The 25,262-nt window shown below is 68.8% G+C and carries 24 protein-coding genes; 12 read left to right on the top strand and 12 right to left on the bottom strand.

Annotation, left to right across the window (positions count from 1 at the left end; all coding sequences use genetic code 11):
• Positions 1–64: 64 nt before the first annotated feature.
• Positions 65–538: a hypothetical protein gene (locus ACIRG5_RS43615; protein WP_402916498.1), complete on the bottom strand. Its 474-nt coding sequence runs from the start codon at positions 536–538 to the stop codon at positions 65–67.
• A gap of 141 nt (positions 539–679) precedes the next feature.
• On the opposite strand from ACIRG5_RS43615, the gene ACIRG5_RS43610 reads away from it, so the two are divergent.
• Positions 680–2,161 (top strand): amino acid adenylation domain-containing protein, encoded by a 1,482-nt coding sequence (locus tag ACIRG5_RS43610; RefSeq protein ID WP_402916496.1) that lies wholly within the window; start codon positions 680–682, stop codon positions 2,159–2,161.
• Positions 2,162–2,214: 53 nt separating this feature from the next.
• On the opposite strand, the gene ACIRG5_RS43605 is transcribed toward ACIRG5_RS43610, so the two are convergent.
• Both ACIRG5_RS43605 and ACIRG5_RS43600 read right to left on the bottom strand, forming a co-directional pair.
• Positions 2,215–3,255 (bottom strand): ketoacyl-ACP synthase III family protein, encoded by a 1,041-nt coding sequence (locus tag ACIRG5_RS43605; protein WP_402916494.1) that lies wholly within the window; start codon positions 3,253–3,255, stop codon positions 2,215–2,217.
• A gap of 9 nt (positions 3,256–3,264) precedes the next feature.
• Entirely contained in the window at positions 3,265–3,489 is a 225-nt protein-coding gene (locus tag ACIRG5_RS43600) for an acyl carrier protein (protein WP_093600101.1), read from the bottom strand.
• Positions 3,490–3,662: 173 nt separating this feature from the next.
• On the opposite strand from ACIRG5_RS43600, the gene ACIRG5_RS43595 reads away from it, so the two are divergent.
• The gene (locus tag ACIRG5_RS43595) at positions 3,663–4,115 is read left to right on the top strand and encodes a hypothetical protein (RefSeq protein ID WP_402916492.1); all 453 of its coding nucleotides are present in this window, start codon (positions 3,663–3,665) and stop codon (positions 4,113–4,115) included.
• Positions 4,116–4,181: 66 nt separating this feature from the next.
• Here the strand turns inward: ACIRG5_RS43595 and ACIRG5_RS43590 are convergent, their stop codons facing one another.
• On the bottom strand, positions 4,182–5,018 hold the full coding sequence (locus ACIRG5_RS43590) for an NAD(P)H-binding protein (RefSeq protein ID WP_402916490.1): 837 nt from the start codon (positions 5,016–5,018) through the stop codon (positions 4,182–4,184).
• A 142-nt stretch (positions 5,019–5,160) separates the two neighbouring features.
• Here ACIRG5_RS43590 and ACIRG5_RS43585 point away from each other — a divergent pair, with 142 nt between their 5' ends.
• Positions 5,161–6,369: a cytochrome P450 gene (locus tag ACIRG5_RS43585; protein WP_402916488.1), complete on the top strand. Its 1,209-nt coding sequence runs from the start codon at positions 5,161–5,163 to the stop codon at positions 6,367–6,369.
• A 46-nt stretch (positions 6,370–6,415) separates the two neighbouring features.
• Here ACIRG5_RS43585 and ACIRG5_RS43580 read toward each other — a convergent pair whose 3' ends face one another.
• Together ACIRG5_RS43580 and ACIRG5_RS43575 are read right to left on the bottom strand one after the other, a co-directional pair.
• Complete coding sequence (locus ACIRG5_RS43580; RefSeq protein WP_402916486.1) at positions 6,416–7,822, bottom strand: MFS transporter; 1,407 nt, start codon at positions 7,820–7,822, stop codon at positions 6,416–6,418.
• Positions 7,819–8,943, bottom strand: coding sequence for an epoxide hydrolase family protein (locus tag ACIRG5_RS43575; protein WP_402916484.1), 1,125 nt, complete (start codon positions 8,941–8,943; stop codon positions 7,819–7,821). The genes ACIRG5_RS43580 and ACIRG5_RS43575 overlap by 4 nt, the downstream gene beginning before the upstream one ends.
• A 124-nt stretch (positions 8,944–9,067) precedes the next feature.
• Here ACIRG5_RS43575 and ACIRG5_RS43570 point away from each other — a divergent pair, with 124 nt between their 5' ends.
• Both ACIRG5_RS43570 and ACIRG5_RS43565 read left to right on the top strand, forming a co-directional pair.
• Positions 9,068–10,282: a cytochrome P450 gene (locus tag ACIRG5_RS43570; RefSeq protein ID WP_402916482.1), complete on the top strand. Its 1,215-nt coding sequence runs from the start codon at positions 9,068–9,070 to the stop codon at positions 10,280–10,282.
• 13 nt (positions 10,283–10,295) lie between these two features.
• Positions 10,296–11,306: a zinc-binding dehydrogenase gene (locus ACIRG5_RS43565; protein ID WP_402916480.1), complete on the top strand. Its 1,011-nt coding sequence runs from the start codon at positions 10,296–10,298 to the stop codon at positions 11,304–11,306.
• A gap of 53 nt (positions 11,307–11,359) precedes the next feature.
• Here ACIRG5_RS43565 and ACIRG5_RS43560 read toward each other — a convergent pair whose 3' ends face one another.
• Positions 11,360–11,689: a hypothetical protein gene (locus ACIRG5_RS43560; RefSeq protein ID WP_319978447.1), complete on the bottom strand. Its 330-nt coding sequence runs from the start codon at positions 11,687–11,689 to the stop codon at positions 11,360–11,362.
• 99 nt (positions 11,690–11,788) lie between these two features.
• Between ACIRG5_RS43560 and ACIRG5_RS43555 the strand changes: the two genes are divergently transcribed.
• Together ACIRG5_RS43555 and ACIRG5_RS43550 are read left to right on the top strand one after the other, a co-directional pair.
• Entirely contained in the window at positions 11,789–12,547 is a 759-nt protein-coding gene (locus tag ACIRG5_RS43555) for an SDR family oxidoreductase (protein ID WP_319978446.1), read from the top strand.
• Between the two features lie 30 nt (positions 12,548–12,577).
• Positions 12,578–13,810, top strand: a complete 1,233-nt coding sequence (locus ACIRG5_RS43550) for a cytochrome P450 (protein WP_401039557.1) — start codon at positions 12,578–12,580, stop codon at positions 13,808–13,810.
• A 57-nt stretch (positions 13,811–13,867) separates the two neighbouring features.
• Here ACIRG5_RS43550 and ACIRG5_RS43545 read toward each other — a convergent pair whose 3' ends face one another.
• Together ACIRG5_RS43545 and ACIRG5_RS43540 are read right to left on the bottom strand one after the other, a co-directional pair.
• Positions 13,868–15,286 (bottom strand): alpha/beta fold hydrolase, encoded by a 1,419-nt coding sequence (locus ACIRG5_RS43545; RefSeq protein WP_402916477.1) that lies wholly within the window; start codon positions 15,284–15,286, stop codon positions 13,868–13,870.
• Between the two features lie 113 nt (positions 15,287–15,399).
• A complete protein-coding gene (locus ACIRG5_RS43540) occupies positions 15,400–15,843 on the bottom strand; it encodes a DinB family protein (protein ID WP_402916475.1) in 444 nt (147 codons plus the stop codon).
• 152 nt (positions 15,844–15,995) lie between these two features.
• Here ACIRG5_RS43540 and ACIRG5_RS43535 point away from each other — a divergent pair, with 152 nt between their 5' ends.
• The 3 genes from ACIRG5_RS43535 to ACIRG5_RS43525 are packed head-to-tail and all read left to right on the top strand — an operon-like array spanning position 15,996 to position 18,329.
• Positions 15,996–16,319: a 2Fe-2S iron-sulfur cluster-binding protein gene (locus ACIRG5_RS43535; RefSeq protein WP_093600065.1), complete on the top strand. Its 324-nt coding sequence runs from the start codon at positions 15,996–15,998 to the stop codon at positions 16,317–16,319.
• An 11-nt stretch (positions 16,320–16,330) separates the two neighbouring features.
• A complete protein-coding gene (locus ACIRG5_RS43530) occupies positions 16,331–17,110 on the top strand; it encodes an SDR family NAD(P)-dependent oxidoreductase (protein WP_319978442.1) in 780 nt (259 codons plus the stop codon).
• A 1-nt stretch (position 17,111) separates the two neighbouring features.
• Positions 17,112–18,329 (top strand): NAD(P)/FAD-dependent oxidoreductase, encoded by a 1,218-nt coding sequence (locus ACIRG5_RS43525; RefSeq protein WP_402916472.1) that lies wholly within the window; start codon positions 17,112–17,114, stop codon positions 18,327–18,329.
• 22 nt (positions 18,330–18,351) lie between these two features.
• Here ACIRG5_RS43525 and ACIRG5_RS43520 read toward each other — a convergent pair whose 3' ends face one another.
• Complete coding sequence (locus ACIRG5_RS43520) at positions 18,352–18,957, bottom strand: DNA-binding response regulator (RefSeq protein ID WP_090070935.1); 606 nt, start codon at positions 18,955–18,957, stop codon at positions 18,352–18,354.
• Positions 18,958–19,065: 108 nt separating this feature from the next.
• Here ACIRG5_RS43520 and ACIRG5_RS43515 point away from each other — a divergent pair, with 108 nt between their 5' ends.
• Positions 19,066–19,653 (top strand): flavodoxin family protein, encoded by a 588-nt coding sequence (locus ACIRG5_RS43515; protein ID WP_402916469.1) that lies wholly within the window; start codon positions 19,066–19,068, stop codon positions 19,651–19,653.
• Between the two features lie 5 nt (positions 19,654–19,658).
• Positions 19,659–20,666, top strand: coding sequence for a ketoacyl-ACP synthase III family protein (locus ACIRG5_RS43510; RefSeq protein ID WP_402916467.1), 1,008 nt, complete (start codon positions 19,659–19,661; stop codon positions 20,664–20,666).
• Here ACIRG5_RS43510 and ACIRG5_RS43505 read toward each other — a convergent pair.
• Complete coding sequence (locus tag ACIRG5_RS43505; protein WP_402916465.1) at positions 20,650–22,914, bottom strand: sensor histidine kinase; 2,265 nt, start codon at positions 22,912–22,914, stop codon at positions 20,650–20,652. The genes ACIRG5_RS43510 and ACIRG5_RS43505 overlap by 17 nt on opposite strands.
• Positions 22,915–22,976: 62 nt before the next feature.
• Entirely contained in the window at positions 22,977–25,241 is a 2,265-nt protein-coding gene (locus ACIRG5_RS43500) for a sensor histidine kinase (protein ID WP_402916463.1), read from the bottom strand.
• Positions 25,242–25,262 lie beyond the last annotated feature (21 nt).

Raw genomic sequence — 25,262 nt, 5'->3', positions numbered from 1 at the left:
TTTCAGCGCCCGATACACGAGAAGGCCCCTCACCGCCGGTGAGGGGCCTTCTCGCACAAGAGCTTCAGATGCGCTTGGCGTCACCCTCGACGTTGACCGGTCCCTGCCACGGGGTGCCGTCGTTGAGGTTGATGTAGGTGTGCGCCTTGGTGGTGAACTTCTTCTTGTTCGCGCTGATCTTGCCCAGGTGGCTCGCGTTGATCGAACCGACCGGGTTGCCGTTCTCGTCGCGGTGGGCGTGGTGCGTGATCCAGAAGCTGAACTGGCCGTCCTTCTGCGCGGTCCAGACTCCCCGGCCCTCCAGCTGGTCCGGGTAGCCGGGCTTGGTCTCGCAGTGCAGCTGGTAGTCGGCGGTGAAGTCGCAGAACAGCGGCGTGAGCAGCGGCGGTTCCTCGATGTGGATGGTGACGGTGAGGTCCCAGCGGCCGACGAGCGCGTTCTCGTAGCTGGGCTTCGCGTTGGCACCAGCGGCGGCGACGACGGGGACTGCCAGCACACAGGCGGCCACGGCGGCCAGAGCCTTCTTGCGGACGTTCATGGGATGCGCCTCCGATGAGGTGGGGCAGCGGACGCGCTGAGTGTCGTTCGGGCAGCTCAAACACCCCTGTAGCGCCAGTTGTGACCCGAGGGGGAGTCGAGGTGGGGTGCGCAGGATGGGGGAAAGCGAGAGGAGCTGGGCATGTCCACATCGGTGACCGACGCGTTCCGCTGCCGGGCGGCCAGGACGCCCGACGCGGTGGCGCTGTCCGCGGAACAGGGGTCCCTGAGCTATGCCGAGCTGGACAGGTGGTCGGACGCCCTGGCCGGTGAGCTCGTCGAGTCCGGGGTGCGGCCCGGCGACCGGGTGGCGGTGTGCCTGGAACGGTCGCCGCAGCTCGTCGTGGCACTGCTGGGGGTGCTCAAGGCCGGCGCGGCGTACGTGCCGCTCGATCCGGAGGACCCCGAGTCACGGGTCTCGATGGTGCTCTCGGACGCCCAGGTTTCCCTGGTGGTGGGCCGGTTCTTCGCCGGCTTCACCACGGTCAAGGTGCCGCCGCGGGGCTCCAGGTCCACTGTGGACGAGCTGCCCGCCGTCGCCCCGGAGGACGTCGCCTACCTGATGTTCACGTCGGGCTCCACGGGCAGGCCGAAGGCGGCGATGGTGGAGCACCGCAACATCGTGAACCTGGTCAGCGCCCCGAACTACATGGACATCACCGAGCAGGACCGGTTCCTCCAGCTCGCCACGGTGGCGTTCGACGCGGCCACGTTCGAGATCTGGGGCGCCCTGCTCAACGGGGCCCGGCTCGTCCTCGCGCCACCCGGTGTGGTGCAGGCGGAGGAACTCGGCGATCTCCTGCGGGCCAACGAGATCAGCATCCTGTTCCTCACGGCCGCCTTGTTCCACCGGCAGATCGACGTCGACGTCTACGCGTTCAAAGGCCTGCACACGGTCATGTCCGGTGGCGACGTCCTGTCGGTGCCGCACGTCCGGCGACTGCGTGAGGCGCTTCCCGGCGTGCAGATCATCAACTGTTACGGCCCGACCGAGGCGACCACGTTCGTCACGTGCCACCGCGTCGGCGCGGACGAGGAGCTCGGTGGCACCCTCCCGATCGGCACCCAGCTGCAGAACACCGAGGTGGTCGTCGTCGGCGACGACGGGACGCCGGTCGAGGACGGCATCCCCGGCGAGCTGTGGGCCGGCGGCGCCCAGGTGGGACGCGGCTACTGGATGCGGCCGGAGCTCACCGACGAGAAGTTCGTGCGCGGCAGCTGGAACGGCGTGCGCTACTACCGCACCGGCGACCAGGCCCGCAAACGTCCGGACGGCGTCGTGGAGTTCCTCGGCCGGATGGACGACCAGTTCAAGCTGCGCGGGTTCCGGATCGAGCCGGGCGAGGTGGAGAACGCACTCACCGAACACGCGCAGGTGCGCGCCGCGGCGGTGGGCGTCCGCACGCACCCCAGCGGTGACCGAAGGCTGATCGCGTGGGTGGTGAAGTCCGGTGAAGAGCTGGACAAGCGGGCGCTGAGGGCCGGCTTGCGCGCGACCATGCCCGAACACATGGTGCCGGCCGGGTTCGTCGTGGTGGACGAGCTGCCGATCACGAGCAACGGCAAGACCGACCGCAAGGCTCTTCCGGAACCCGACTGGAACTCGAAGTCGCTCTACATCTGAGGCAGGCGAAAGGGCGGGCTCGCAGGGAGAGCCCGCCCACTTCTTCACGTTCTCTAGACCCAGGAGGGAACTTCGAGGATCTCCAGCACGGCCGCGGTCCACACGTACCCCGCGCCGGACGACTGCAGGACGATCAGGTCACCGGGCCGCGGGTCGCGCTCGGCCAGCACGTGGTCGAGTCCCACTGCGATGTCCGCGGTGCCGACCATGCTGTACTGCTTGGCCCAGTCGTACGTGGTGGAGGTGCGGTCGACGCCCAGCAGTCCGCAGATGCCGTGCGTGACAATGGTCTCCGCGAGCTGCTGGTGCAGGAAGAAACGGGCGTCGGCGAGCTCGATCTCCGCCTCGTACAACGCCATCTTGAGCGAGTGCCGCACTCCGCCGCCGATGCGCGCGATCATGTCGTCGAGGTCGACGTCGGCGTTCTGGAGGAAGTCCTCCACGCCGCTGTTGAGCTGCAGGGTCTTGCCGTCCGCGAACGGGCCGGTCGTCCACTGCGCGTAGCCGCGCGACATCTGCTCGAGCGTCGAGTCGGCGTGCGAGTGGATGGAGCGGATTCGGGCGAAGCCGGAACGGTTCGACAGGACGAGCGCCCCCGCGCCGTCGCCGTTGACGTTCTGCTCCTCCGAGGCCCACCGGTCGAAGTAGGGCAGGTGGAAGGCGTCGCCCGCGGTCACGAGCGCGGCCGGCAGGTCCTTGTGCGAAGAGAGGTAGGAGGCAGCCAGGGCCACCGCGGCCATGAAGCCGTTGCAGCCCTGCTTGACCTCGAACGCCGGTCCGCTGCCACCGACCGTGTTGGCCTGCACGTAGCTCGCGGGCGTCCACAGGTCGAGTCCCTGGTGGGACAGGGAGGCGTGCACGGTCAGGCCGAAGTCCAGCGGACTGAGCCCCGAGCGTTCCACGGCCTCGACACCGGCTCTGGCGGCCATCACGGGACCGGTCTCACCAGGGGCCGCGACCCGCAGCTCCCGGTAGCCGTTCATGGCCTTCTTCTCTTCTGTGTACCGGCCGGCCGCGATGGCGTCGTCCACCGTCTCGACCTGCTCGGGCAGATATGTGCCCACACCGGCGATGTACAGGTCATTCCATCGCATCTCGAACTCCTAGGCTGCCTGGTCCAGCTGCTTGGCGACGGCGCGCGCCGTCGGGTCCTCGTAGAAGCTGCGCAACGGGACGCGGACGCCGTACCGCTCGTGGACCTGCTTGACCAGCTTCGACGCCAGCAGCGAATGTCCTCCCAGGTCGAAGAAGTGGTCCTCCGGTTCGATCCCCGGTACCCCGAGCACCTCCCCGAACAGCTCGCAGAGCTCTGTCTCCCGTTCGGCCACGGTGTCCTCCCTGTCAGCCCTTGAGTAACGAAAACTTTGCGTTACCCGGGTTGAGATGAGCTTGGGCCGCAGCGGAAAACCGCGTGTTCGAGCCGTTCTGGAGTTTGGGCCGAGGCGAGTCGTCCACGGTTGCGCGCGTCCGTCGCACGCAACCGGGACTGGGAGCCACACAGATGCAGACGTTCACTCCGAAACGTTCGACCGTCTTCGCGCGCACAGCAGCGGTCACAGCCGTGGTGCTGCTCGCTTTAACGGGTATGGCGACCGCGGCGAACGCGACCTGCACACCGGTGGGCACCTGGACCGGGTACGTGACCCGCACGGACGGCGACCACCCGACCCAGCTGCAGTTCAAGGCCAACGGCAAGGTGTTCGTCACCAACGAGCAGAACACGACCACCCAGGGCACCTGGTGGTCGACCGGCGTGAACAAGTTCCACTACAAGTTCCGCGGCGAGAAGGTCTACGACGAGAACGGAGCCTACTTCGCCTACGTCGACTTCGACCAGGACGCCGTCCAAAGTGGACCGGACAACTTCACCAGCTCCGGCCCGTCCACGTTCTTCCTCGCGGACGGCACGAACCTGGGCACCTCGAACATCACGTTCACGATGGCTCGCGTGTAGGACCCGCGCACGGACGTAGCCGGGACGGGTCCGCCGCCCTCATCCCGGCTCCGGCCCGTGGGGCGGTCACACCAGGAACGAGGCGTGCTCTTCGACCCACTGGCGGAACGTGCGGGCCGGCTTGCCGGTGATCCGTTCGGCCGTGGCACTGGTGTCCGCGACGACGCCGACCGCGGCCTCCCACTGGTTGAGCAGTGAGGTGAGGACGGGCGGCGGCACGAAGTTGCTCATCTGCGCCTCCCCCTCCTCGCGGGTCAGGCCGTTGATCACGAGCTCGCGGCCGAGCACGTCACCGACGATCTCCAGTTCCTGGCGGAACGTCAGCGACTCCGGGCCGGTGAGGTCGACGATCTCGTCCTGGAGCTTCTTCTCGGTGAGCGCGATGACCGCCACGTCAGCGATGTCATCTTCGTGCACCGGGGCCACCTGGGCCTCGGGGAAGACCTGGTCGATGGTGTCGCCCGCCTGCAGCGAGTAGCTCCAGCCGAACGCGTTGCTCATGAAAGCGCCGGGCCGCAGGATGGTGTAGTTCAGGCCGGACGTGACCACGGCCTCCTCGACGAGCAAGTGGTGGTGTGCCAACGGGTCCTGGTCGGCGCCCGGCAGGCCCACGGTGTTCGACGACAGCAGCACGATCTGCTCGACGCCGGCCTTCTCGGCCTCGTCGAGAAACTTCACGATGCCGTCGGGCTCGGCGTAGAGCAGCACCTTGGAGACACCGGCGAGGGCCGCGACGAACGTCTCCGGGTCGTTGAGGTCGAGCGCGACTGTTTCCACGCCCTCGGGCACGTCGAGTTCCGCGGGATTGCGGCCGGACGCGCGGAGGCTGTGACCCGCCGCGTAAAGCCGCTGGAGCACGCGACGGCCGACGTTGCCGCGCGCCCCGGTGACGAGGATGGTCATGTGGATCTCCCGAATTGGGTGGTTCGCCTGGATGGCTGATCACGCACAGCGTTCACCCGGTCACTCGAACGGCGCTGGACCGTGCTTCAGGTCAGGGCTCCTAACCTGCGAAAACACTGTCCAGAGCTGCGAGGAGCGCACGGTGGTTTCCTTTCCCGTTCCCGGATCCAGTCACCGCGGTCCGGCGCCGGAGTTCGCCGGGTTCCGCGCGTCGAGTCCTGTCGTGCGCCTGCCCGCGACCGGCGGCGGTCACTGCTGGATCGCGACCACGCAGGACTCGGTCCGCGTGGTGCTCGACGACGTGCGGTTTTCCCGTGCGGCGTCCTATGAACCATCGGCACCGACCTTTCCCGGGTTGTTCCAGGCGCCGCCCGGGATGATCATCTCGCTGGACCCGCCGGCGCACACGAGACTGCGCGACCTCGTGTCGCAGGCGTTCTCGGTCGACCGGATCGAGTCCATGCGACCGAGAATCCAGCGGCTGGTGACAGAGTTGCTGGACCAGGCGGACGCCGACGCTCTTGAGGGGCCGGTCGACCTGCTCGGCAAGTTCACGTTCCCCCTGGCCATCATCGCGATCAGCGACCTGTTGGGTGTGCCCGCCGACGACCGCGACACGTTCGCACGACTGATCCGGGAGTTCGCCGCCGTCGACGCGCCGGAACTGGCGGCCGCGGCGGGCGAGCAGCTCGGCGAGTTCATGGCCGCGCTGGTGTTCGGGAAGACGGCCGCGCCCGGCGACGACGTGCTGTCGGCGCTGACCGAGGCGCGGATCGGCGACGACAGGCTGGAGGTCGGCGAACTCATCGGCCTCGGATACACGTTGCTCGGCGCCGGTGGCGACTCCACGGCCTGTCACCTGGCCAGTTCGGTCCTGACGTTGCTGGGACACCACCGCGACGTGTGGGTTCGGCTGGGGGAGCGGCCGGAGGAGGTGCCGGCGGCGGTCGAGGAGCTGCTGCGCTGGATCACGTTGTCCACCAACGACACGACCGGTCTGCCGCGGATCGCCACCGAGGACGTGACGTTGTTCGGCGTGACGATTCCCCAGGGCGACGCGGTGTTCGTGTCGACCAACTCGGCGAACCGCGACGAGACGCTGTTCACCGACCCCGACACGCTCGACTTCACGCGGACCGACAACGCGCACCTCGCGTTCGGGTACGGGATCCACCGCTGCCTCGGCGCCCCGCTCGCGCGCATCGAGCTGACCACCGCGTTCGAGGAACTGACCCGGCGCTTCCCGGCCGCCCGCCTCGCCGTCGCGGAGGAAGAACTGGAGTGGCAGAAGGCCGACATGAACCACCGGCTCGTCGCGCTGCCGGTCGACCTGCACGGCAAAGGTTTCTGAAACTCGAAGGGCCCCCGGATCAACCGGGGGCCCTTTGCTGTGCGGACTACTTCTTGCGGGGCACGGCGATCGCGGCCAGCGCACCGCAGAAGGTGAAGACACCCGCGCCGAACAACGCCAGCCCGAAACCGGAACCGAGCGAGTGCTGCAACGGTTCACCCTGGGCCAGCAGGGAATCCGCGCGAGCCGACGACATCGTCGCGAGCACGACCAGGCCGATCGCGCTGCCCATCTGGCGGATCGTGTTGAGCAGACCGGACGCGAGACCCGCCTGCTCGCGCGGCACACCGGACGTCGCGGCGTTCGTGGTCGCGTTGAGAACGGCGCCCATTCCCAGGCCCAGCAACGTGGTCGGCACCAGGATCGAGCCCAGGAACGTCGACGACTCGTCCGCTGTGGACACCCACGACAACCCGACGGTCGCCGTGAGCAGACCGGCGATCAGCACCGGCCGCGGACCGATCTTCGGCACGATCCGCGCGACGCCGAAGCCGCCGAGCGCGATGCCGATCGACAACGGCAGGTAGCCGAGGCCGGTCTGCAACGGGCTGAAGCCCATCACCTGTTGCAGCACCAGCGTCAGGAAGTAGAAGGTGCTGAACAGAGCGGCGATCGCGAAGAACGCCACGATGTTCGCCGCGGTCACCGCGCGGTTGCGGAAGATGCCGAGCGGCATCAGCGGGTGGCTCGACACCGTCTGCTGGCGCAGGAAGAACGCGAACAGGACCACCGCCAGCGCGAGCGATCCGGCGACCTGCCAGGAACCCCAGCCGAGCTCGTGCGACTGCGCGATGCCGTAGACCAGCGCCATCAGGCCGATCGTCACGGTGAACGCGCCGGGGACGTCGAGTGCCTTGCGGCCGCCGTTGCTCGGTGTCTCGGGCACGGCGCCGCGGATCATGGCCACCAGCGCGATGCCGAGCGGGACGTTGATCAGCAGCACCCAGCGCCAGCCGAGCGACTCGGTGACGATGCCGCCGAGCAGCACGCCGACCGCCCCGCCCGTGCCGGACACCGCGCTCCACCAGCCGAAAGCCTTCGCGCGGGCGGTGGGATCGCGGAACGTGGTGCCGAGGACCGTGAGCGACGCCGGTGCCATCACGGCCGCGCCCAGGCCCTGGAACCCGCGGGCCGCGATCAGGGTGCCGGGCGAGGTCGCCATGCCACCGACCGCGCTCGCGACCGTGAACAGGGCCGCGCCGAAGAAGAACACCCGGCGCTGCCCGAACAGGTCGGCGAGCCGGCCGCCCAGCAGCAGGAAGCCGCACACCGCGATCGTGTACGCGCTGTTGACCCACTGCAGGTCGTGCCGTTCGAACCTGAGGTCCTCGAAGATCGAGGGCAGGGCGACGTTCATGACCGACGCGTCCAGCACGTTCATGAACTGCGCCAGGCAGCAGACGGCCAGCACCAGGCCGAGTTTCGTCCCCGGCTTGCTGAGCGTGGCCGTCATGAGCGCACCAGGCGGAAGAACGTCCGCAGCTCCTCGACGAGCACGGCCGGGTTCTCCAGCGCGGGGAAGTGGCCGCCGGACGGCATTTCCCGCCAGTAGCGCAGGTCGGTGAACCGGTGCTCGGCCCACGCCTTGGGCATCCGCGCGTCGGCGGGGAACACCGAGAACCCGGTCGGCACGCCGACTTGAGTGAGCGGGGACTTGTTGTAGCTCTCCCAGTACAACCGGCCCGACGACGCGGCCGTGGCGGTGAACCAGCACACCGAGACCATGTCGAGGATCCGGTCGCGCGAGATGATCTTCTCCGCGTCCCCGTCGTGGTCGCTCCACGACCAGTACTTCTCACCGGCCCAGCCCAGCTGGCCGATGGGGGAGTCGGTCAACCCGTACGCCAGTGACTGCGGCTTGGTGTTCATCACCGCCGCGTACGCGGACTCCTTGGCGGCGAACTCCTTGAGCGCGCCGAGACCTTTGTAGTCCTCTTGTGTCAGCTGGACTTCCGCCTCGGGGGCCGGAGCGAACGGCATGACGAGGTGGATGGCCTCGACGTGGTCCGGCGCGATGTGGCCGAGGATGCCCGTGATGAACGAGCCCCAGTCGTTGCCGTGCGCGTAGAACCTGTCGTAGCCGACACGGCCCATCAGCGTGACGAACGACGCGGCGATGCGTTCCAGCGTCCAGCCGGTTCCGGTCGGCTTGTCGCTGAAACCGTAGCCGGGCAACGAGGGCGCGACGACGTGGAAGGCGTCGGCCGGGTCCGGCGGGTTGGTCAGCGGCTCGATGACGTCGAGGAACTCCGCGACCGAACCCGGCCAGCCGTGCGTGAGCAGCAACGGCTTCGCCTGCGGGTGCGGGGAACGCGCGTGCAGGAAGTGGATCCCGACGCCGTCGATCTCCGTCTTGAACTGGGGGATGGCGTTCAGCTTCGCTTCCGTGGCGCGCCAGTCGTAGACGCCTCCCCAGTACTCGGCCAGGTCCTTGGCATAGGCCAGGGGCATGCCCTGCGACCAGTCGTCCACGGTCTCCGCGTCCGGCCACCTGGTCGCTGCCAGCCGTCGTGTGAGGTCCGCCAGTTCGGAGTCGGGAACCTCGACCCGGAACGGCACGAGTGCAGTGTCCATGGCGCGAAGATAGGTACGGGGGCTCAAATCCCGGTCGACATTCAGGTTTCGAGCCGCCTTCGAGGTGCGCGTAGCAAGGTTCGGCGCGAGGCCAGGCCGAAGTAACCACCCCGGAGGTGTTCCCGTGCTGCCCCTTGAACTGGACGAGGAGTTCCCGTTCAGCGGTTCCTCCTACCGCGGCCCGGACCCCAAGTACGACAAGCTGCGGGCCGAGTGCCCCGTTGCCAAGGTACCCACCAACTCCGGCACGCCGACCTGGGTGATCACCAAGTACGAGGACGTCCGCGCCGGGCTCGCCGACTCCAGGCTGAGCCGCGCGTTGACGTGCGTCGAAGGTGCTCCCCAGGTCGGCGGCGCCATGACCACCACCCCCGAGATGATCATCTCGCTGGACGGGTCCGAGCACTCCCGGCTGCGCAAGCTGGTGATGGGCGCGTTCACCGTCCGCAAGGTCGAGGCGATGCGCGCGGGCGTGCAGAAGGTGGCCGACGAGCTGCTCGACGCGATCGAGCTCAAGGGTGCGCCGGTCAACCTCGTCGAGGCGCTGTGTGTTCCGCTGCCGCTCACGATCATCGGTGACCTGCTCGGCGTGCCGACCGAGGACCTGAAGATCTTCGAGACGGACGCGCGGGCGTTCGCGACGTTCGACGAGAACGACCCCGAGGCGCCGATGCGGGCGTTCGGCAGGCTCGCCGGGTACGTCATGGGCCTGATCGCGCAGAAGCGCGAGAAGCCCGGCCAGGACATGCTGTCCGACCTGATCTCCGCGCGGGACAACGACGACAAGCTGAGCGAGCAGGAGCTGGTGACGTTCGCGTTCACCCTCATCGGCGCCGGCTTCGACACCGCCGCGAACCAGATCTCCAACTCCGTGCTCGCGTTGCTGCACGACCACCCGGACACGTGGCGGCGGCTCGTCGCCGACCCGTCGCTGATCCCCGCGGCCGTCGAGGAACTCCTGAGGCACGTCAACCTCTTCGCCACCGACACCACGGGTTTCCACCGCATCGCGTCAGAGGACCTGGAGCTCGGCGGGCAGAAGATCGCCAAGGGCGACGCGGTGTTCTTCGTGCTGTCGTCGGCGAACCGCGACGAGGACATCTTCGACAATCCTCAGCAGCTCGACATCGACCGCGCCTCGAACCCGCACATCGCGTTCGGGCACGGCGTGCACTACTGCCTCGGCAAGCAGCTGGGGCGCATGGAGATGGCGATCGCCATCGAAGGTCTGACCCGCCGTTTCCCGGACCTCCGGCTCGCGGTGCCCTACGAGGACCTGCAGTGGCACCAGGGCGAAATCAACCACTCACTCGTCAGCCTCCCCGTCACCTGGGGATAGATAAAGGAGAGCCATGAGCATCCCCGAGAAGCAGTGGGAGGTCAGGCTCGCCAAGCACGTCGAGGACGACCTGACCCTCGAGCACTTCGACGTCGTCGAGGTGGCCGTCCCCGAGCCCGGTGACGGTGAGGTGTTGGTGCGCGTCGACTACGTGTCGGTGGCCGCCGCCTTCAAGGAGTTCATGAGGTCCGACTGCCAGATTCCCGGCGTGCCGCCGTGGAAGGTCGGCGACCCCGCGGGTGGCGGTGGTGTCGGCACCGTCGTGAAGTCGAACAGCCCCGACCTGGAGGTCGGCGACCTCGTGCAGTCGTTCGGCCCGTGGCAGGAGTACTGGGTCGGACCCGCGCAGCAGTTCATCAAGCAGAACCCGCACTACGTGCCTTCGCCGGTCTACTTCCTGTCGCAGGGGCCGACGGCCTACTACGGCATGGCGACCATCGCGCAGGCCGGCGAGGGCGACGTCGTGTTCGTCACCGGTGCCGCCGGTGGTGTCGGGTCGCTGGCCGGGCAGATCGCGAAGGCCCGTGGCGCCAAGGTGATCGGTTCGGCCGGCAGCCAGGAGAAGGTCGACTGGCTGGTGAACGAGCTCGGCTTCGACGCCGCGTTCAACTACAAGGACGGCCCGGTGAGCGACCGGCTGCGCGAGCTGGCGCCGGACGGCATCAGCGTGTTCTTCGACAACGTCGGCGGTGAGCAGTTCGAGGCCGCGATCCAGGCGGCACGTCCGCACGCCCGGTTCGCGCTGTGCGGCGAGCTGTCCAACCAGAACGACGGCGCCGAGCACCCGCGGATCGACCTGATGACGGCGATCACCAAGCACCTGGAGATCCGCCCGTTCGCCTGCTACCACCTGCCGGAGCAGATCCAGGACTGGGTCGTCCACTTCGGACAGTGGTTGCAGGAGGGCAGGTTCGTCTTCCCGCACACCATCGTCGACGAGGGTGGGGTCAGGACCGCGCCGCAGGCGTTGCTGTCGTTGTTGGCGGGCAAGTACACCGGCAACGTGACGGTCAAGGTCTCCTGACGCGCGTTGGTGAGAAGGGGGCGCCTTGATTGATCGGCGCCCCCTTCGAGGTGCTAGCCCAGCCTTTGTGCCGTGATCTGGATCGCGGCTTCCCTTGCCGTGGTGCCGTTCGCCAGGCGCACCACCGCGTTGCCGTTGCTGACGAACTCGTCACCGCGCAGCACGGCGTCCTGGGCGATCTCGATCGTTCCTGGTGCCTCGGTCAACTCCTCGTTGATCCGGTAGCTGAACGTGTCAGGCCCCGTCTGGGTCCACGTCCCGGCTCCCTTTCCGCCCACGACCAGCATCGCTGTGCCGTCGCGCGCGAACTCGAACTCGCTCTCCGTGTGGCCACCGGGTCTGCCGACTCGGGCGCGCCACCTGCCCACCGCAAGAGTTCCCATGCTCCCCAGGGTTTCCGCCCCAGCTAGACCTGGACTCAAGGGTCACCGAGCAGGGTTGACGTCGACTGCCCTACCGAGTGGAAAGAAGCTGGAGGCGTCATGTCGGACGCACCATTTGCCGGACAGCAGGTCGTCGTGACGGGTGGGGGAACCGGCATCGGCCGCGCGGCGGCGCTGGCGTTCGCCGACCTCGGCGCCGCGAACGTGATCATCACCGGCCGCCGGGAGAACCGGCTCACCGAGGTCGTCGCCCTGCACCCCGCGATCACCGCCGTCGTCGCGGACGTGACGACGGACGAAGGCGCGCAGAAGGTCGCCGACGCCGTGAAAATGGGCGGCGGCAAGGTGGACGTGCTCGTCCACAACGCCGGCATCTTCCGCTTCACGCCGGTCGCGGGGTTCGACCTCGCCACCGCGCGGGACGTGCTGGACACCAACCTGGTCGGCCCGCTGGTGCTGACCGCCAAGCTGTTGCCGCAGCTGACTTCACCTGGCGGCAGCATCGTGTTCGTCTCCAGCAACGCCGGGCACATCGCGGTGCCGGGCGGTGGCGTGTACGGCGCCAGCAAGGCCGCCGTGGACAGCCTGGTGCGCAGCTGGGCCCTCGAACTGGCCCCGCAGGGCATCCGTGTCAACGCGGTCGCGCCCGCCGCGGTGCGCACGGAGGTCTACTCGGCCAACGGTTTGAGCCCCGAGGAGGTCGAGGGCTACTTCGGCTTCCAGGCCTCGCAGACGCCTCTGGGGCGCACCGGCGAGGTCGACGACGTCGTTCCGTGGATCACCCGCTTCGCCGAGCCCGCGAGCTCGTGGGTCACCGGTCAAGTCATCACGCTCGATGGCGGCGCTGATCTGGCGTGAGCCAACTTTTCGACTAGGAGGAAGACCCAGATGACCAGCAGCGCCACCGAGCCAGGTGTGGACACGTTCCCGTACAAGCGCACATGCCCGTTCACCCCGCCCGCGCAGTACACCGAGATGGCCGAGGAAGACGTCGTCGAGGTGACGCTGACCGGTTCCGGGCTGCGGATCTGGACGATCAGCGGCTACCACACCATCAAGCAGCTCCTGACGGACCCGCGGATCAGCGCGTCGCGCAAGCACGACAACTTCCCGTTCTACTTCATCGCGCCGCCGGAGTTCCGCACCGAGACGTCGTTCATCGGCTACGACAACCCGGAGCACACCAAGACCCGGCGCAAGGCGGCCGTGACGTTCACCAACCGCCAGGTGAAGCGGCTGCGCCCGCGCATCCAGGAGATCGTCGACGAGTACATCGACAAGATCCTGAACATGACGCCGCCGATCGACTTCCACCGCGAGTTCTCGCTCGCCGTGCCGATGACGGTCATCTGCGAGCTGCTCGGCATCCCGCAGGACGAGCACGACTTCTTCATCGAGCACGGCACCTGTCTGCTCGGCGGCCACTCGACGCCAGAACAGCGTCAGGCCGCGATCGTCGAGGTGAACGCCTACGTCGACAAGCTGATCACGTTGAAGGAGAAGGAGCCCGGCGAGGACCTGCTCAGCCGTGCGATGGCCGAGTACGCCGCGTCCGGCGAGGAGTACACGCGCCGCGACCTGTTCAACATGATCCGCCTGCTGATGAACGGCGGCCACGAGACCACCGCCTCGATGCTGTCGCTGGGCACCGCCGCGCTGCTGGAGAACCCGGACCAGCTCAAGCTGCTGCTGGACGACCCGGAGGGCATGATCGAACCGGCCGTCGAGGAGCTGGTGCGCCTCGCGACCATCGGTGACACCGCCATCCCGCGCGTCGCGCTGGAGGACATCGAGATCGGCGGCAAGACCATCAAGGCCGGCGACGGCATCCTGTGCCTGGGCCTCAACGGCAACCGCGACCCGGAGATCTTCCCGGAGCCGGAGAAGCTGATCCTGGAGCGCGGCACCCGCAAGCACCTCGGGTTCGGCCACGGCCTGCACCACTGCATCGGTGCCGACCTGGCGCGCCTGGAGATGCAGCTGGTGTGGTCGACGCTGTTCCAGCGGATCCCGTCGCTGCGGCTGGCCAAGCCGTTCCTGGAGATCCCGCGCAAGGAAGGCGCCGTGATCTACGGCCTGTGGGAGCTGCCGGTCACGTGGGACATCCCCGCGGAGGACTGAGGTTCTGATGCGAAAGGGGCCCCGCACCTCGGTGCGGGGCCCCTTTGCGTTGTGCCGTCAGTCCTTCGGGATGTCCGGGCGCTGCACGTGCCCGGGAATCCTGGTGTGCTTGCTCGCCGGCAGCACGCCGTCGACGAGGTAGTCGTCGACCAGCGAGTCGAGAACCTCGTTGCCCGCCAACCCGTACACCTCGTGGTCGCCGGAGTCCTCGATGAGGACGAGCGGGTGGTCCAGCAGCGCGGCCAGCTCGATGCCGCCCTCGACGCGGTCCATCGGGTCGCCGTCGGCCTGCACCACCAGGCCCTTGGGGTAGCCCGGCTGGGCGAGCTTCGTCGGCGGCTCCAGGCTTTCGAACGTCCGGAACGCGCCGACCCACGGCTGGGCGCGCAGCACGCCGTACCCGTACGGGTGCTCGGCGCGGTGCTTGCGGACGTCGGCCCAGTAGACCTCCAGGTCCTGCGGCCAGTAGGTCTCCAGCGTGATGGCCTCCAGCACGCCGACCCGCAGGTCGCCCTCGGAGTCCTGCGGCCGCCAGGTGGCCTGCCCGACGATCAGCGCCCGCGCCTTCTCGTAGTTGGCGTCCTGCAACGTGGTGCGCAGGTCGCCGATCAGGTAGCCCAGCGAGTCCCACTGCCCGCGGTCCGTGGACCTCGTGCCCACCGCGCCGTCGAACAGCGTGCGGAGCTGGATCTGGTCGCCTTCTTCCAGCTTCTCGACGACGGCCTCGATCTCGGCGATGACGGCTTCCGGGGTGTTGCCGAGGTGGAAGTGCCCGTCGCGCTCGGCGGTCCAGTCCGCCCACAGCGCGACGTTGCGGTAGACCGCCTCCGCCTGTGTGACGAACTGCTCGCGCCAGGTCCACTGTGGATTGATGCACGAGTCGAGGACCGTGCGGTCGAGGTTCTCCGGGAACATCGTGCCGTAGACGGCGCCGACGTACACGCCGTACGCGTACCCGACGAACGAGATCTTCTCCTCGCCCAGCACGACCCGGATCAGGTCCATGTCACGGGCGGTGTTGCGGGTCGTGATGTGCGGGCGCAGCTCGCCGCCGCCCTTCTCACATCCCAGCTCGCGCAGCCGCATGTCCTCGGCCAGCTGCTCGAAGAGCGAGTCCGGCGGCCGGGAGTCGAAGGGCGCCTTGGGAATCGTCACCTCGGCGTAGAGCTTGGTGGACTCGCCGTACCCGCGCGGGTCGAACCCGATGAGGTCGTAGGCGGTCCGCACCCGCTTGCCGAGACGCTTGATCAGCCCGAGGCCGTCGCCGCCATCGCCGCCGGGTCCGCCGTTGACGGCCAGCAGGACGCCGCGCCGCTGGGACCTGTCCGTGGCTTTGAGACGGGCGATCGCGATGGTGAGCTTGGGACCGTCCGGGTCGGAATAGTCGCGTGGCACGACGACCGTCGCGCGTTCAAGGCCGTCCTCGAACGGCGGTGACCAGTTCACCTGCTGGTCGTAGAACTCCTTGAGGGGCACGGTGGAACCTCCGCGTGTGGGTGTACGCCGACACCGCAGCGTCGCAAGACCTGCTCGAATGCCAGCGGAACCGCGAGCCACCCGCCCGGTTCGTGGCGGGACGGAGTGTTCGCTCAGCGTCCGGTGGAGCCGTCGATCAGCTCCCGGATGACGTCCGCGTGCCCAGCGTGCCGGCCGGTCTCCTCGATCATGTGCACGAGTCTCCAGCGGACGTCCTCGACAGTGCTGCCGTCGAGCACGTCGTCAGCGCGCCTGACCGCTTCTCGGTAGCTGGCCACGACGTCGGAGACGTCGTCGTCCGCCGGCGCGTGGAACGTCGCCTTCCAGCTCCTGGGTTTCTCGCCCAGGAACGTCGCTCGCTCCACGAACGTGAGGTGGCGCAACAGTCCCAGCAGGTTCGTCCCTGACGGCACCGCGGCGGCCCGGACCTGTGGCTCCGGCACGTCCTCCACCTTGGCGACCACCGCCGCACGCAGGTAGTCGAGGAACCCGCGCAGGACCTCTGCCTCGCTCCCACCCTTCCCCGGCGGCGGAGGTTGGTCACGTTTCCTGGACATGGCTCGATTCTCGGTCGGTCTGGAGAGGAACGCACGCGAACTTGCCGTTCCAGCAAGCCCATGAACGCTCAAGGTGGTCTCCACCACGTGCAAAGCGATGACGTTCAAGGTGAACCACGTCCGGCGAGCCGCAGATCCGTGGGAGAACTGCCATGCCAAAGATCACTTACGTTTCGCACGACGGCATCGAGACCGTTGTCGACGTTGCCCAGAACGACTCCGTGATGCGCGGCGCGGTTCTCAACGGCATCAAGGGAATCGTCGCCCAGTGCGGTGGTGGGGCCTCGTGCGGTACGTGCCACGTGTACGTCGATCCGGAGAACACCAAGCCGCTGTCGCAGATGCACCAGGTGGAGGACGAGCTTCTCTACTTCACCGCCTGCGAGCGCAAGGAGAACAGCCGGCTGAGCTGCCAGATCCCCGTGACCGAGGAGCAGGACGGGCTCGTCGTGCACATGCCTGAGAAGCAACTCTGAGGGAGAGAAGCATGAGCAAGCGACGGGTCGCCCTGGTCACGGGCGCCACCAGCGGAATCGGTCTCGAGGTCGCCCGCAGCCTCGGCAGGGAGGGGCACGCGGTCTTCGTCGTGGCCCGCAACGCCGAGAACGTCCAGACCACGGTGAAGCAGCTGCGTGAAGAAGGCATCGAGGCCGACGGCGCCGCCTCCGACGTGACGTCCACAGAGGACATCCGCACCGCGGTGCAGAAGGCCGTCGAGGTCTTCGGTCCCATCGAGATCCTCGTGAACAACGCGGGTCGCGGTGGCGGCGGCATCACCGCCGAGCTGGACGAGGACCTCTGGCTCGACGTCATCAACACCAACCTCAACGGTGTCTTCCGGTTCACCAAGGAGGTGCTGTCGACCGGCAAGATGGTCGAGCAGTCCTGGGGCCGGATCATCAACATCGCCTCCACCGGAGGCAAGCAGGGCGTCGTGTTCGCCGCGCCCTACTCGGCGTCCAAGCACGGCGTCGTCGGGTTCAGCAAGGCCGTCGGCATCGAGCTCGCGAAGTCCGGCATCACCGTCAACGCGGTGTGCCCCGGCTACGTCGAGACGCCGATGGCCAGCCGGGTCCGCCAGGGTTACGCGAACCACTGGGGTGTCTCCGAGGAAGAGGTCCTCGAGAAGTTCAACGCCAAGATCCCGCTGGGTCGGTACAGCACGCCGGAAGAGGTCGCCGGTCTCGTGACGTACCTGACCACGGACACCGCGTCCTCGATCACCGCGCAGGCGCTCAACGTCTGCGGCGGGCTGGGCAACTACTGACATGCGCGGCGAGTCGGTAGTCGTCGTCGGGGCCGGGCAGGCGGGCTGCCAGGTCGCGGTGTCCCTGCGCGAGCAGGGACACCGCGGCCCCATCACGCTCATCGGTGACGAGCAGGCCGCGCCGTACCAGCGGCCCCCGCTCACGAAGGCCTACCTGGCGGGGGAGACCGACCTCGCCGGGCTGGTCCTGAGACAGGACTCCTACTACGACGACCACGGCATCAAGCTCGTGACCAACGAGCGGGTGATCGGGGTCGACCGCCAGACACGGGTCGCGGTGCTGGGATGTGCCCGCACGATCAGCTACGACCACCTGGTGTTCGCGACGGGCGCGCGGCCGCGGCCGTTGCCCATCCCCGGCGCCGAGCACGTGCTGAACCTGCGCACGGTCGCCGACGCGGACGCGATCAGGCAGCGGCTCGAAGGCCAGATCGGGCTCGACGTCGTCGTCATCGGCGGAGGGTTCATCGGCCTCGAATTCGCCGCCGTGGTCAGGAAACTGCGCCACGAGGTGACCGTCGTCGAGGCACAGGGCCAGGTGATGCAACGGGCGGTGTCCGCGGAGACGGCCCAGCACCTCGTCAACCGCCACCGCAGCGAAGGCGTCCAGATCCTCACCGGAACGGGCGTAGCCGCGGTCAGGGAAGGCCTGGTCGAGCTCACGGACGGCACGGTGCTCGTCGCGGACCTCGTGGTCGCGGGCATCGGCGTCATCCCGAACACCGAGATCGCCCAGCGCGCGGGGCTCGCGGTCGACAACGGCATCCTCGTCGACTCCCACCTGCGCACCGTCGACCCGCGCATCCACGCGCTCGGCGACTGCGCGCGGTTCGCCAGCACGCACGCCGGCGGCCTGATCCGCCTGGAATCGGTGCAGAACGCCACCGACCAGGGCACCACGGTCGCGGCGGCCATCATGGGCAGCGCGGAGCCCTACACCGCCCTGCCGTGGTTCTGGAGCGACCAGTACGACGTGAAGCTGCAGACCGCGGGCCTCACCAACGGCCACGACCGCACGGTCACCGTCGGCGACCCGGCCGAGGGCAGGTTCTCGGTGTTCTGCTTCAAAAATGACAGGTTGATTGGAATCGAGGCCTACAACAGGCCGATCGACTTCCTGATGGGGCGCCGGATCCTGGAGGGCGGCAACTCGCTCACCCCGGAGATCGTCGCCAGGCCCGGCTTCGACCTGCGCGCCAGCCAGCAGAAGGCGGCCTGAGGAGATGCCGTCCGCAGAGCCGTCAGAGCCAGCCGGCTTCCTCGGCGATGCGGATGGCGTCCACCCGGTTGCGGCCGTTGAGCTTGGTCATGATCGTCGTCATGTAGTTGCGGACCGTGCCGACCGAAAGGGACAGCGCGACAGCGATGTCAGGCGCGTCGGCGCCGTTCGCCGCCAGCCGGAGGACCTCCAGCTCGCGGTCGGTCAGCGGGCACTCGCCGCGGTCCCACGCGGCCAGGGCCAGCTGGCTGTCCACGACGCGTTCCCCGGCGGCGACGCGGCGGATCGCGTCGGCGAGCTCCGTCGGCGGCGCGTCCTTGAGCAGAAAACCGTCCACGCGGGCCGCCAACGCCCTGCGCAACGTCCCCGGACGGCCCAGCGACGTCAGCATCAACGTCCTGACCTGCGGCATCGTCTCGCGGATCGTCGACGCGGCACTCAGTCCGTCGAGGATCGGCAGGTCGATGTCGATCACACAGACGTCGGGACCGTGCTGGCGCGCGGCCGGCACGATCTTGTCGCCGGAGCTCACCTCGGCCACGACCTCGATGTCCGGTTCGAGGTTGAGCAGCGCGATGAGAGCACCGCGCACCATGTGCATGTCCTCCGCGAGCAGAACCCTGATCATCGCGCCCCTCCGCGCGACACCATATCTCCCAACGTTCATGTCGCGCTCCACGCCACATCAAGGCGGCCCGGCAAGGGTGAACCGAGCTGCCTCGCGAAGGGATGCGTCATGGAACGCAGCGTCAACGTGACAGTCGTGTACTACTCCTCGACGGGAACGATTCACCGGATCGCCTCGGAGATCTCCGAGACGGCCGAGAAGCACGGCGCCGAGGTGCGGCTGGTACGGGCTGTGGAGCTGGCGCCCGAGGCGGCGTGGCGGTCCAGGCCCGCCTGGGCGGCGCACCTGGAGGAGACCGCGGACGTGCCCGTCGCGTCGGTCGACGACGTGCTGTGGGCCGACGCCGTCGTCTTCGGCACGCCGACCCGCTTCGGCAACGTGTCCGCGCAGCTCAAGCAGTTCATCGACACGCTGGGGCCCGCCTGGTTCAGCGGTCTGCTGGCCGACAAGGTCTACAGCGCGTTCACCTCGGGCGGCAGCCTGCACGGGGGCATGGAGACCACGCTCGTGTCGATCTACAACATGGTCTGCCACTTCGGCGGGATCATCGTGCCGCCGGGAGGGAACCTGAACCCCTACGGCACCTCTCACGTCCTGGGCGCGGACAACCTGCCGGTCGACGAGATCGCGTTGCAGGCGGCCCAGATCCAGGCGGAACGCGTCGTGCGCGTCGCACGTGCTCTGAAGGAGGTCTGACCGCGGTGCGAGTGAAGGATGTTTTCGTCAATGGCAGCGGCGTGCGCCTGCCCTCGACGCTGAACGTCGCGGACGCGATCGCGTCGGGGGAGTGCGAGCCGAAACTCGTCTCGCGCACGGACGTCGAGTCCGTGTCCGTGTCCCCGCACGAGTCGGCGGCCGAGATGGCGGTCGAGGCGGCACGGGTCGCGTTGGCACGGGCGGGATCGCAGCCCGACGACGTCGACCTGATCCTGCACGCCACCACCTACCACCAGGGCCAGGACCTGTGGCCGGTCGGTTCCTACATCCAGCGCGAGACGGTCAGGAACTCCTGCCTGGCTCTGGAGATCCGGCAGATGTCCAACGGCGGACTGGCCGCGATGGACCTCGCGGTGTCCTACCTGGTCGCCCGTCCCGGCAGGGATGCCCTCCTGACGTCCTCAGACCGCTTCTGCCTGCCGGGAATCGACCGCTGGAAGACAGACCCCGGAACGCCCTACGGCGACGGCGCGTCGGCTCTCGTGCTGTCCACTCGTGGCGGTTACGCGAAGCTGCTTTCATTGGCCATCAACGCTGACTCGGATCTCGAACCGTTGCACCGCGGCGACGTGCCGTTCGGCCTCGCGCCGTTCTCGCACCGCATCCCGGTGGACTTCGAGGAGGCCAAGCACACGTTCAGCCGCGAGTTCGGACTGTCCTACGGCATCAACAAGGCCAACGCGGGCCAGGCGCTCGCCGTCGAACAGGCTTTGTCCGACGCCGACATGAAGATCGGTGACGCGGACTGGATCATCCTGCCGCACTTCGGCCGCCGCCGGCTGGACGTGAACTACCTGCGCCCGTACGACATCGACCCGGAGCGCACCACGTGGTCGTGGAGCCGCACGGTCGGGCACCTCGGTGCCGGCGACCAGTTCGCGAGCTTCGACCACCTGGTGCAGACGGGCAAGGCCACGTCGGGCCAGCGGATCGTGATGTTCGGCGTGGGCGCCGGCTACAGCTGGGGCTGCGCGGTCATCGAGATGCTCTGAGCGGCAACGGGATCTCGGCGTGCAGCCGGTAGGTCTGCTCGGAGACGGGGCCGGCCAGCAGGTCGCCGCCGAGCGCGCGGACGCGGGTGGTGAGGTTGCCGATCCCGCTGCCGTCGGAGGACTTCCTTGCGACGGAGGGGATTCCGTCGTTGGTGAGGTCCAGCGAGACGAGGTCCGGTGACGACGACAGCGTGATCTCGCAGTGTTCGGCCTTGCTGTGCCGCAGGAGGTTCGTGACGCCTTCGCGGAGCACGGTCGCGAGGGTCACCCTCACTTCTCCTGGCAGGTGGTCACAGGCGTCGATCCGCACGGTGACCTCGATGTCGGCGGCGGACAGCAACGCCTGCGCCGACCGGGATTCCTCGTCGAACGACAGCTCGCGGTAGCTCAGCGCCACTGATCGGACGTCCGCGAGAGCCTGCCGGGAGATCTCCAGCACCTCGGTGAGCTCCTGGCGTGCCCGGTCCGGATCGACGACGGCCAGCCGGTGCGTGAGCTCGCTCTTCAACGTGATCGCGGAGAGGCTGTACCCGAGCAGGTCGTGCAGGTCACGCGCGAACCGCAGCCTTTCCTGCGTCACCGCCGCCGTCGCGAGCTCCTCCCGCGCCTCGTGCAGTTCGGTCACCATCGAACGCAGCCGGGTCAGCGCGTACAACGCGAGCCCGTGGTTCGTCGTCGCCATCAGGCCCCACACCACGTCGGTGGGGGCGGAGCCGAGCACGGCGTGGACAACGCCCTGGCCGGCGACGACCACGGCGAACGCGGCCCAGCCCGGCCGCCGCGGCAGGACCAGCGCCGCGGCGCCCGCGAGGAAGCCGGGGACCCCGCCCACGAACGGGTCGTGGAACACGAACTGGGGGACGAGCACGAGCACGGCGATCCCGGCGAGCGCCGCGTGGCCGGCCGGACCGGGCTGGACGCGCGGACGGCTCACGACACCGAGCACCAGCGCGACGATGCCCGCGCTGCTCGCCGCGCAGACCGCGAGCTTGGTCAAGCCGGTCGCCAAGTTGTACGACGCCAGCAGCGGCGCCATGACGCCGTATCCGATCACCACCGCCGTGAGCAGCGCCCCCGCGAACCGCGTGGCGATCGGCGGACCGGAGAACCGCGGCCTCCTCACCGGCTCGGCCGGCGCGGGGGAGGCGGGCACCTCGGCGTGCACCTGGTAGGTGCCGTCCGGACCGGCCACCTGGGCGAGCAGCGATCCGCCGGCGGCGGCGACGCGGGTGGCGAGGGTGGTGAGACCGTCGCTCTGGCCGGCGCCCGCCGGCACACCGTCGTGGACGACGTCGATCGACACCGTTCGGCCGGCACCGCCGATCGTGATCGAGCAGCGGGTCGCTCCACCGTGCCGCAGGAGGTTCGAGACGGCTTCGCGCAGCACCGTCGCGAGCGCGGTCCTCGCCGGCGGCGACAGCTCGGGGTGGCCGGTCTCGACCGTCGTGACGACGCCCGCCGCCGCCAGCACGGACCGCGCCGACTCGATCTCGTCGCTCAGCGACAGCTCGCGGTAGCTCGACGCGACCGCGCGCACGTCCGTCAGGGCCTCGCGGGAGATGCCGATGATCCGCGCGACCTCGTGCGTCGCCCGAATGGTGTGCTCCCCGATCATCCCGCGGGCGACGCCGGCTTTCAGCGTGATCGTCGCGAGGCTGAAACCGACCAGGTCCTGCAGGTCACGGGCGAACCCCAGCCTCGCCTGCGCCACCGCCAGGCCGGCGAGCTCGGAACGCGCCGTCTCCAGCCGCGCCACCAGCGAGGGCAGCCGGGACAGGCCGTAGACGACCAGGCCCGCGGTCAGCGAGGACGCCACGTAGTAGGCCAGCACGCCGGTGGGGACGCCGTACCCGGCCTTGGTCGCGGGGTTGGCCAGCGCCACGGCGGCGAACGCGAACCACCGCACGCGGCCGGGCAGCACCAGCAGGGCGCTGCCCGCGAGGAATCCCGGCATGCCGCCCCACGCGTTGGGGAACAACGGCACCGGCACGAACACCAGCAGCGCCATCAGGCCCAGCGCCAGGTACGCGCCACGGGATCTCAGGTTCGTGCCCGGCCGGGAGAACACCCGCAGCTGCAGGTATCCGATGGAGAGCAGGCAGGCGAGCGAGCCCGCGATCCGCGCCGGGGTCGCACCGGCGTTCAGCACGTAGAGGAACGCGTTGCCGAGGTAGTTGGCGAAGACCACGCTGATGACGACGTACGCCAACCGGCGGGACACCGACGAGTGTTCCTGTCCTGGCGTCACAGCGGCTCCCACGTACGGGTCGGGACGCGGCCATGATGGCACTCACGCGGTCGTTGAGTGACTCAGTTGAGCGGCAACGGGATCTCGGCGCGGAGCCGGTAGGTGTGCTCGGACGTGAGTCCGGCCTGCAGGTCGCCGCCGAGCGCGCGGACGCGGGTGGTGAGGTTGCCGATCCCGCTGCCGTCACGGGATCTCTGCTCGACCGTGGGGATGCCGTCGTTGACGATGTCCATCGTGACCAGGTCACGCGAGCTGGCGAGCACGATTTCGCAGTGTTCGGCCTTGCTGTGCCGCAGGAGGTTCGTGACGCCCTCACGCAGCACGGTCGCGAGCGTCACGGTCACCTCCTTGGGCAGCTGGTCGCAGGCGTCGATCCGCACGGTGACCTTGATGTCGGCGGCGGACAGCAACGCCTGCGCCGACTGGGTCTCCTCGTCGAACGACAGTTCGCGGTAGCTCAGCGCCACTGACCGGACGTCGGCGAGGGCTTGGCGGGAGATCTCCAGCACCTCGGTGAGTTCCTGCCGGGCCCGGTCCGGATCGACGACGGCCAGCCGGTGGGTGAGCTCGCTCTTCAACGTGATCGCCGAGAGGCTGTAGCCGAGCAGGTCGTGCAGGTCGCGGGCGAACCGCAGCCTTTCCTGCGTCACCGCCGCGGTCGCGAGCTCCTCCCGTGCCTCGTGCAGTTCGGTCACCATCGAACGCAATCGGGTCAGCGCGTACAGCACGAGTCCGTGGTTCATCGCCGCCATCACGCCATAGGCGATGTCGACGGCCGGATAGTGGAACATGCCCTGGATGACGCCCTGACCGGCGACGACCGCCACGAACCCCGCCCAGCCGAACCACCGGGGCAGGATCAGCGCCGCGGAGCCCGCGAGGAAGCCCGGCACACCGCCCAGATAAGGGTTGTGGAACACGAACTGCGGCACGTACACGGCGGCGGCGAGCCCGGCCAGCGCCGCGTAACCGAGCGCCGGGTGCATCCGGACGCGCGGACGGCTCACGATGGTCAGCACCAGTGTGGCGATCACCGCGCTGCTGACCGCGGCGGTCGCGAGTGCGGCCGCGCTGACAGCGGGGTTGTACGACGCCAGCATCGGTGCCATGAAGGCGTACCCGACCACCACGGCCGTGAGCAGCACCTGCGCGAACCGGGTCGCGATCGGGGGACCGGCCGGTCGTCGCGAGTCGCTCGCCGGTTCTGCCGGGACCGGTTCGGCCGGCACCTCGGCGTGCAGCCGGTAGGTGCCGTCCGCGGAGGACTGGGCCAGCAGTGACCCGCCGACGGCCCCGGTGCGGGTCGCGAGGTTCGCGAGGCCGCTGCCCCGGTCGGTGAGGGTCTCGGCGGGCGCGCCGTCGTTGACGATGTCGATCGACGCCATCCGGCCGTCACCGCTGATGGTGATCGAGCAGCGGGACGCCTCGCTGTGCCGCAGCAGGTTCGTGACGCCCTCGCGCAACACGGTCGCGAGCGCCGTCCGCGACCGGGGTGAGAGCTCGGTGCCGTCCACGTCGATCGTGGCCGTGACGCCCGCCGCGGTCAGCACGGACCGCGCCGACTCGATCTCGTCGGCCAGCGACAGCTCGCGATAGCTCGACGCCACCGCACGAACGTCCGTCAGGGCCTCGCGGGCTATGCCGAGGATCTCCGCCAGCTCGCGCAGGGCGTGGTCGGTGCGCTCGCCGATCAGCTTGCGGGCGAGCTCGACCTTCAGCGTGATCGCCGACAGGCTGAAGCCGAGCAGGTCGTGCAGGTCACGGGCGAACCGCAGCCGTTCCTGCGACACCGCGAGGTCGGCGAGGTCCGATCTGGCCGTCTCCAGCTGCTTGACCAGGGAGGGCAGCCGGGACAGGCCGTAGACGACCAGGCCCGCGACCAGTGACGCCGCCACGGCGTAGGCCAGCAGGCCGAACTGGACGCCTGGTCCCGCCTTGGTCGCGGCGTTGGCCAGCGCCACGCCGACGAACACGAACCACCGCACCCGGCCGGGCAGCACCAGCAGGCAACTTCCCGCCAGGAAACCGGGCATGCCTCCCCACGCGTAGGCGAAGAACGGCACCGGCGCGAACACCAGCAGCGCCATCGCTCCCAGCGCCAGGTACGCCTTGGTGGACCGCAGGTTCGCGTCCGGCCGGGAGAACACTCCCAGCTGCAGGTAGCCGATCGCGAGCAGGCAGGCCAGCGAGCCGACGATCCGCACCGGCGTGGCGCCGGCCTGCAGGACGTAGATGAAGGCGTTGCCGAGGTAGTTGGCGAACACCACGCTGATCACGACGTACGCCAAACGACGGGAGACCGACGAGCGTTCCTGTCGTAGCGTCACAGCAGCTCCCACGCGAGGGTC

The sequence above is a fragment of the Lentzea sp. NPDC102401 genome, assembly GCF_044765805.1.
Lineage (GTDB): Bacteria > Actinomycetota > Actinomycetes > Mycobacteriales > Pseudonocardiaceae > Lentzea > Lentzea sokolovensis.
This window is presented reverse-complemented; position numbering and strand designations above follow the sequence as displayed.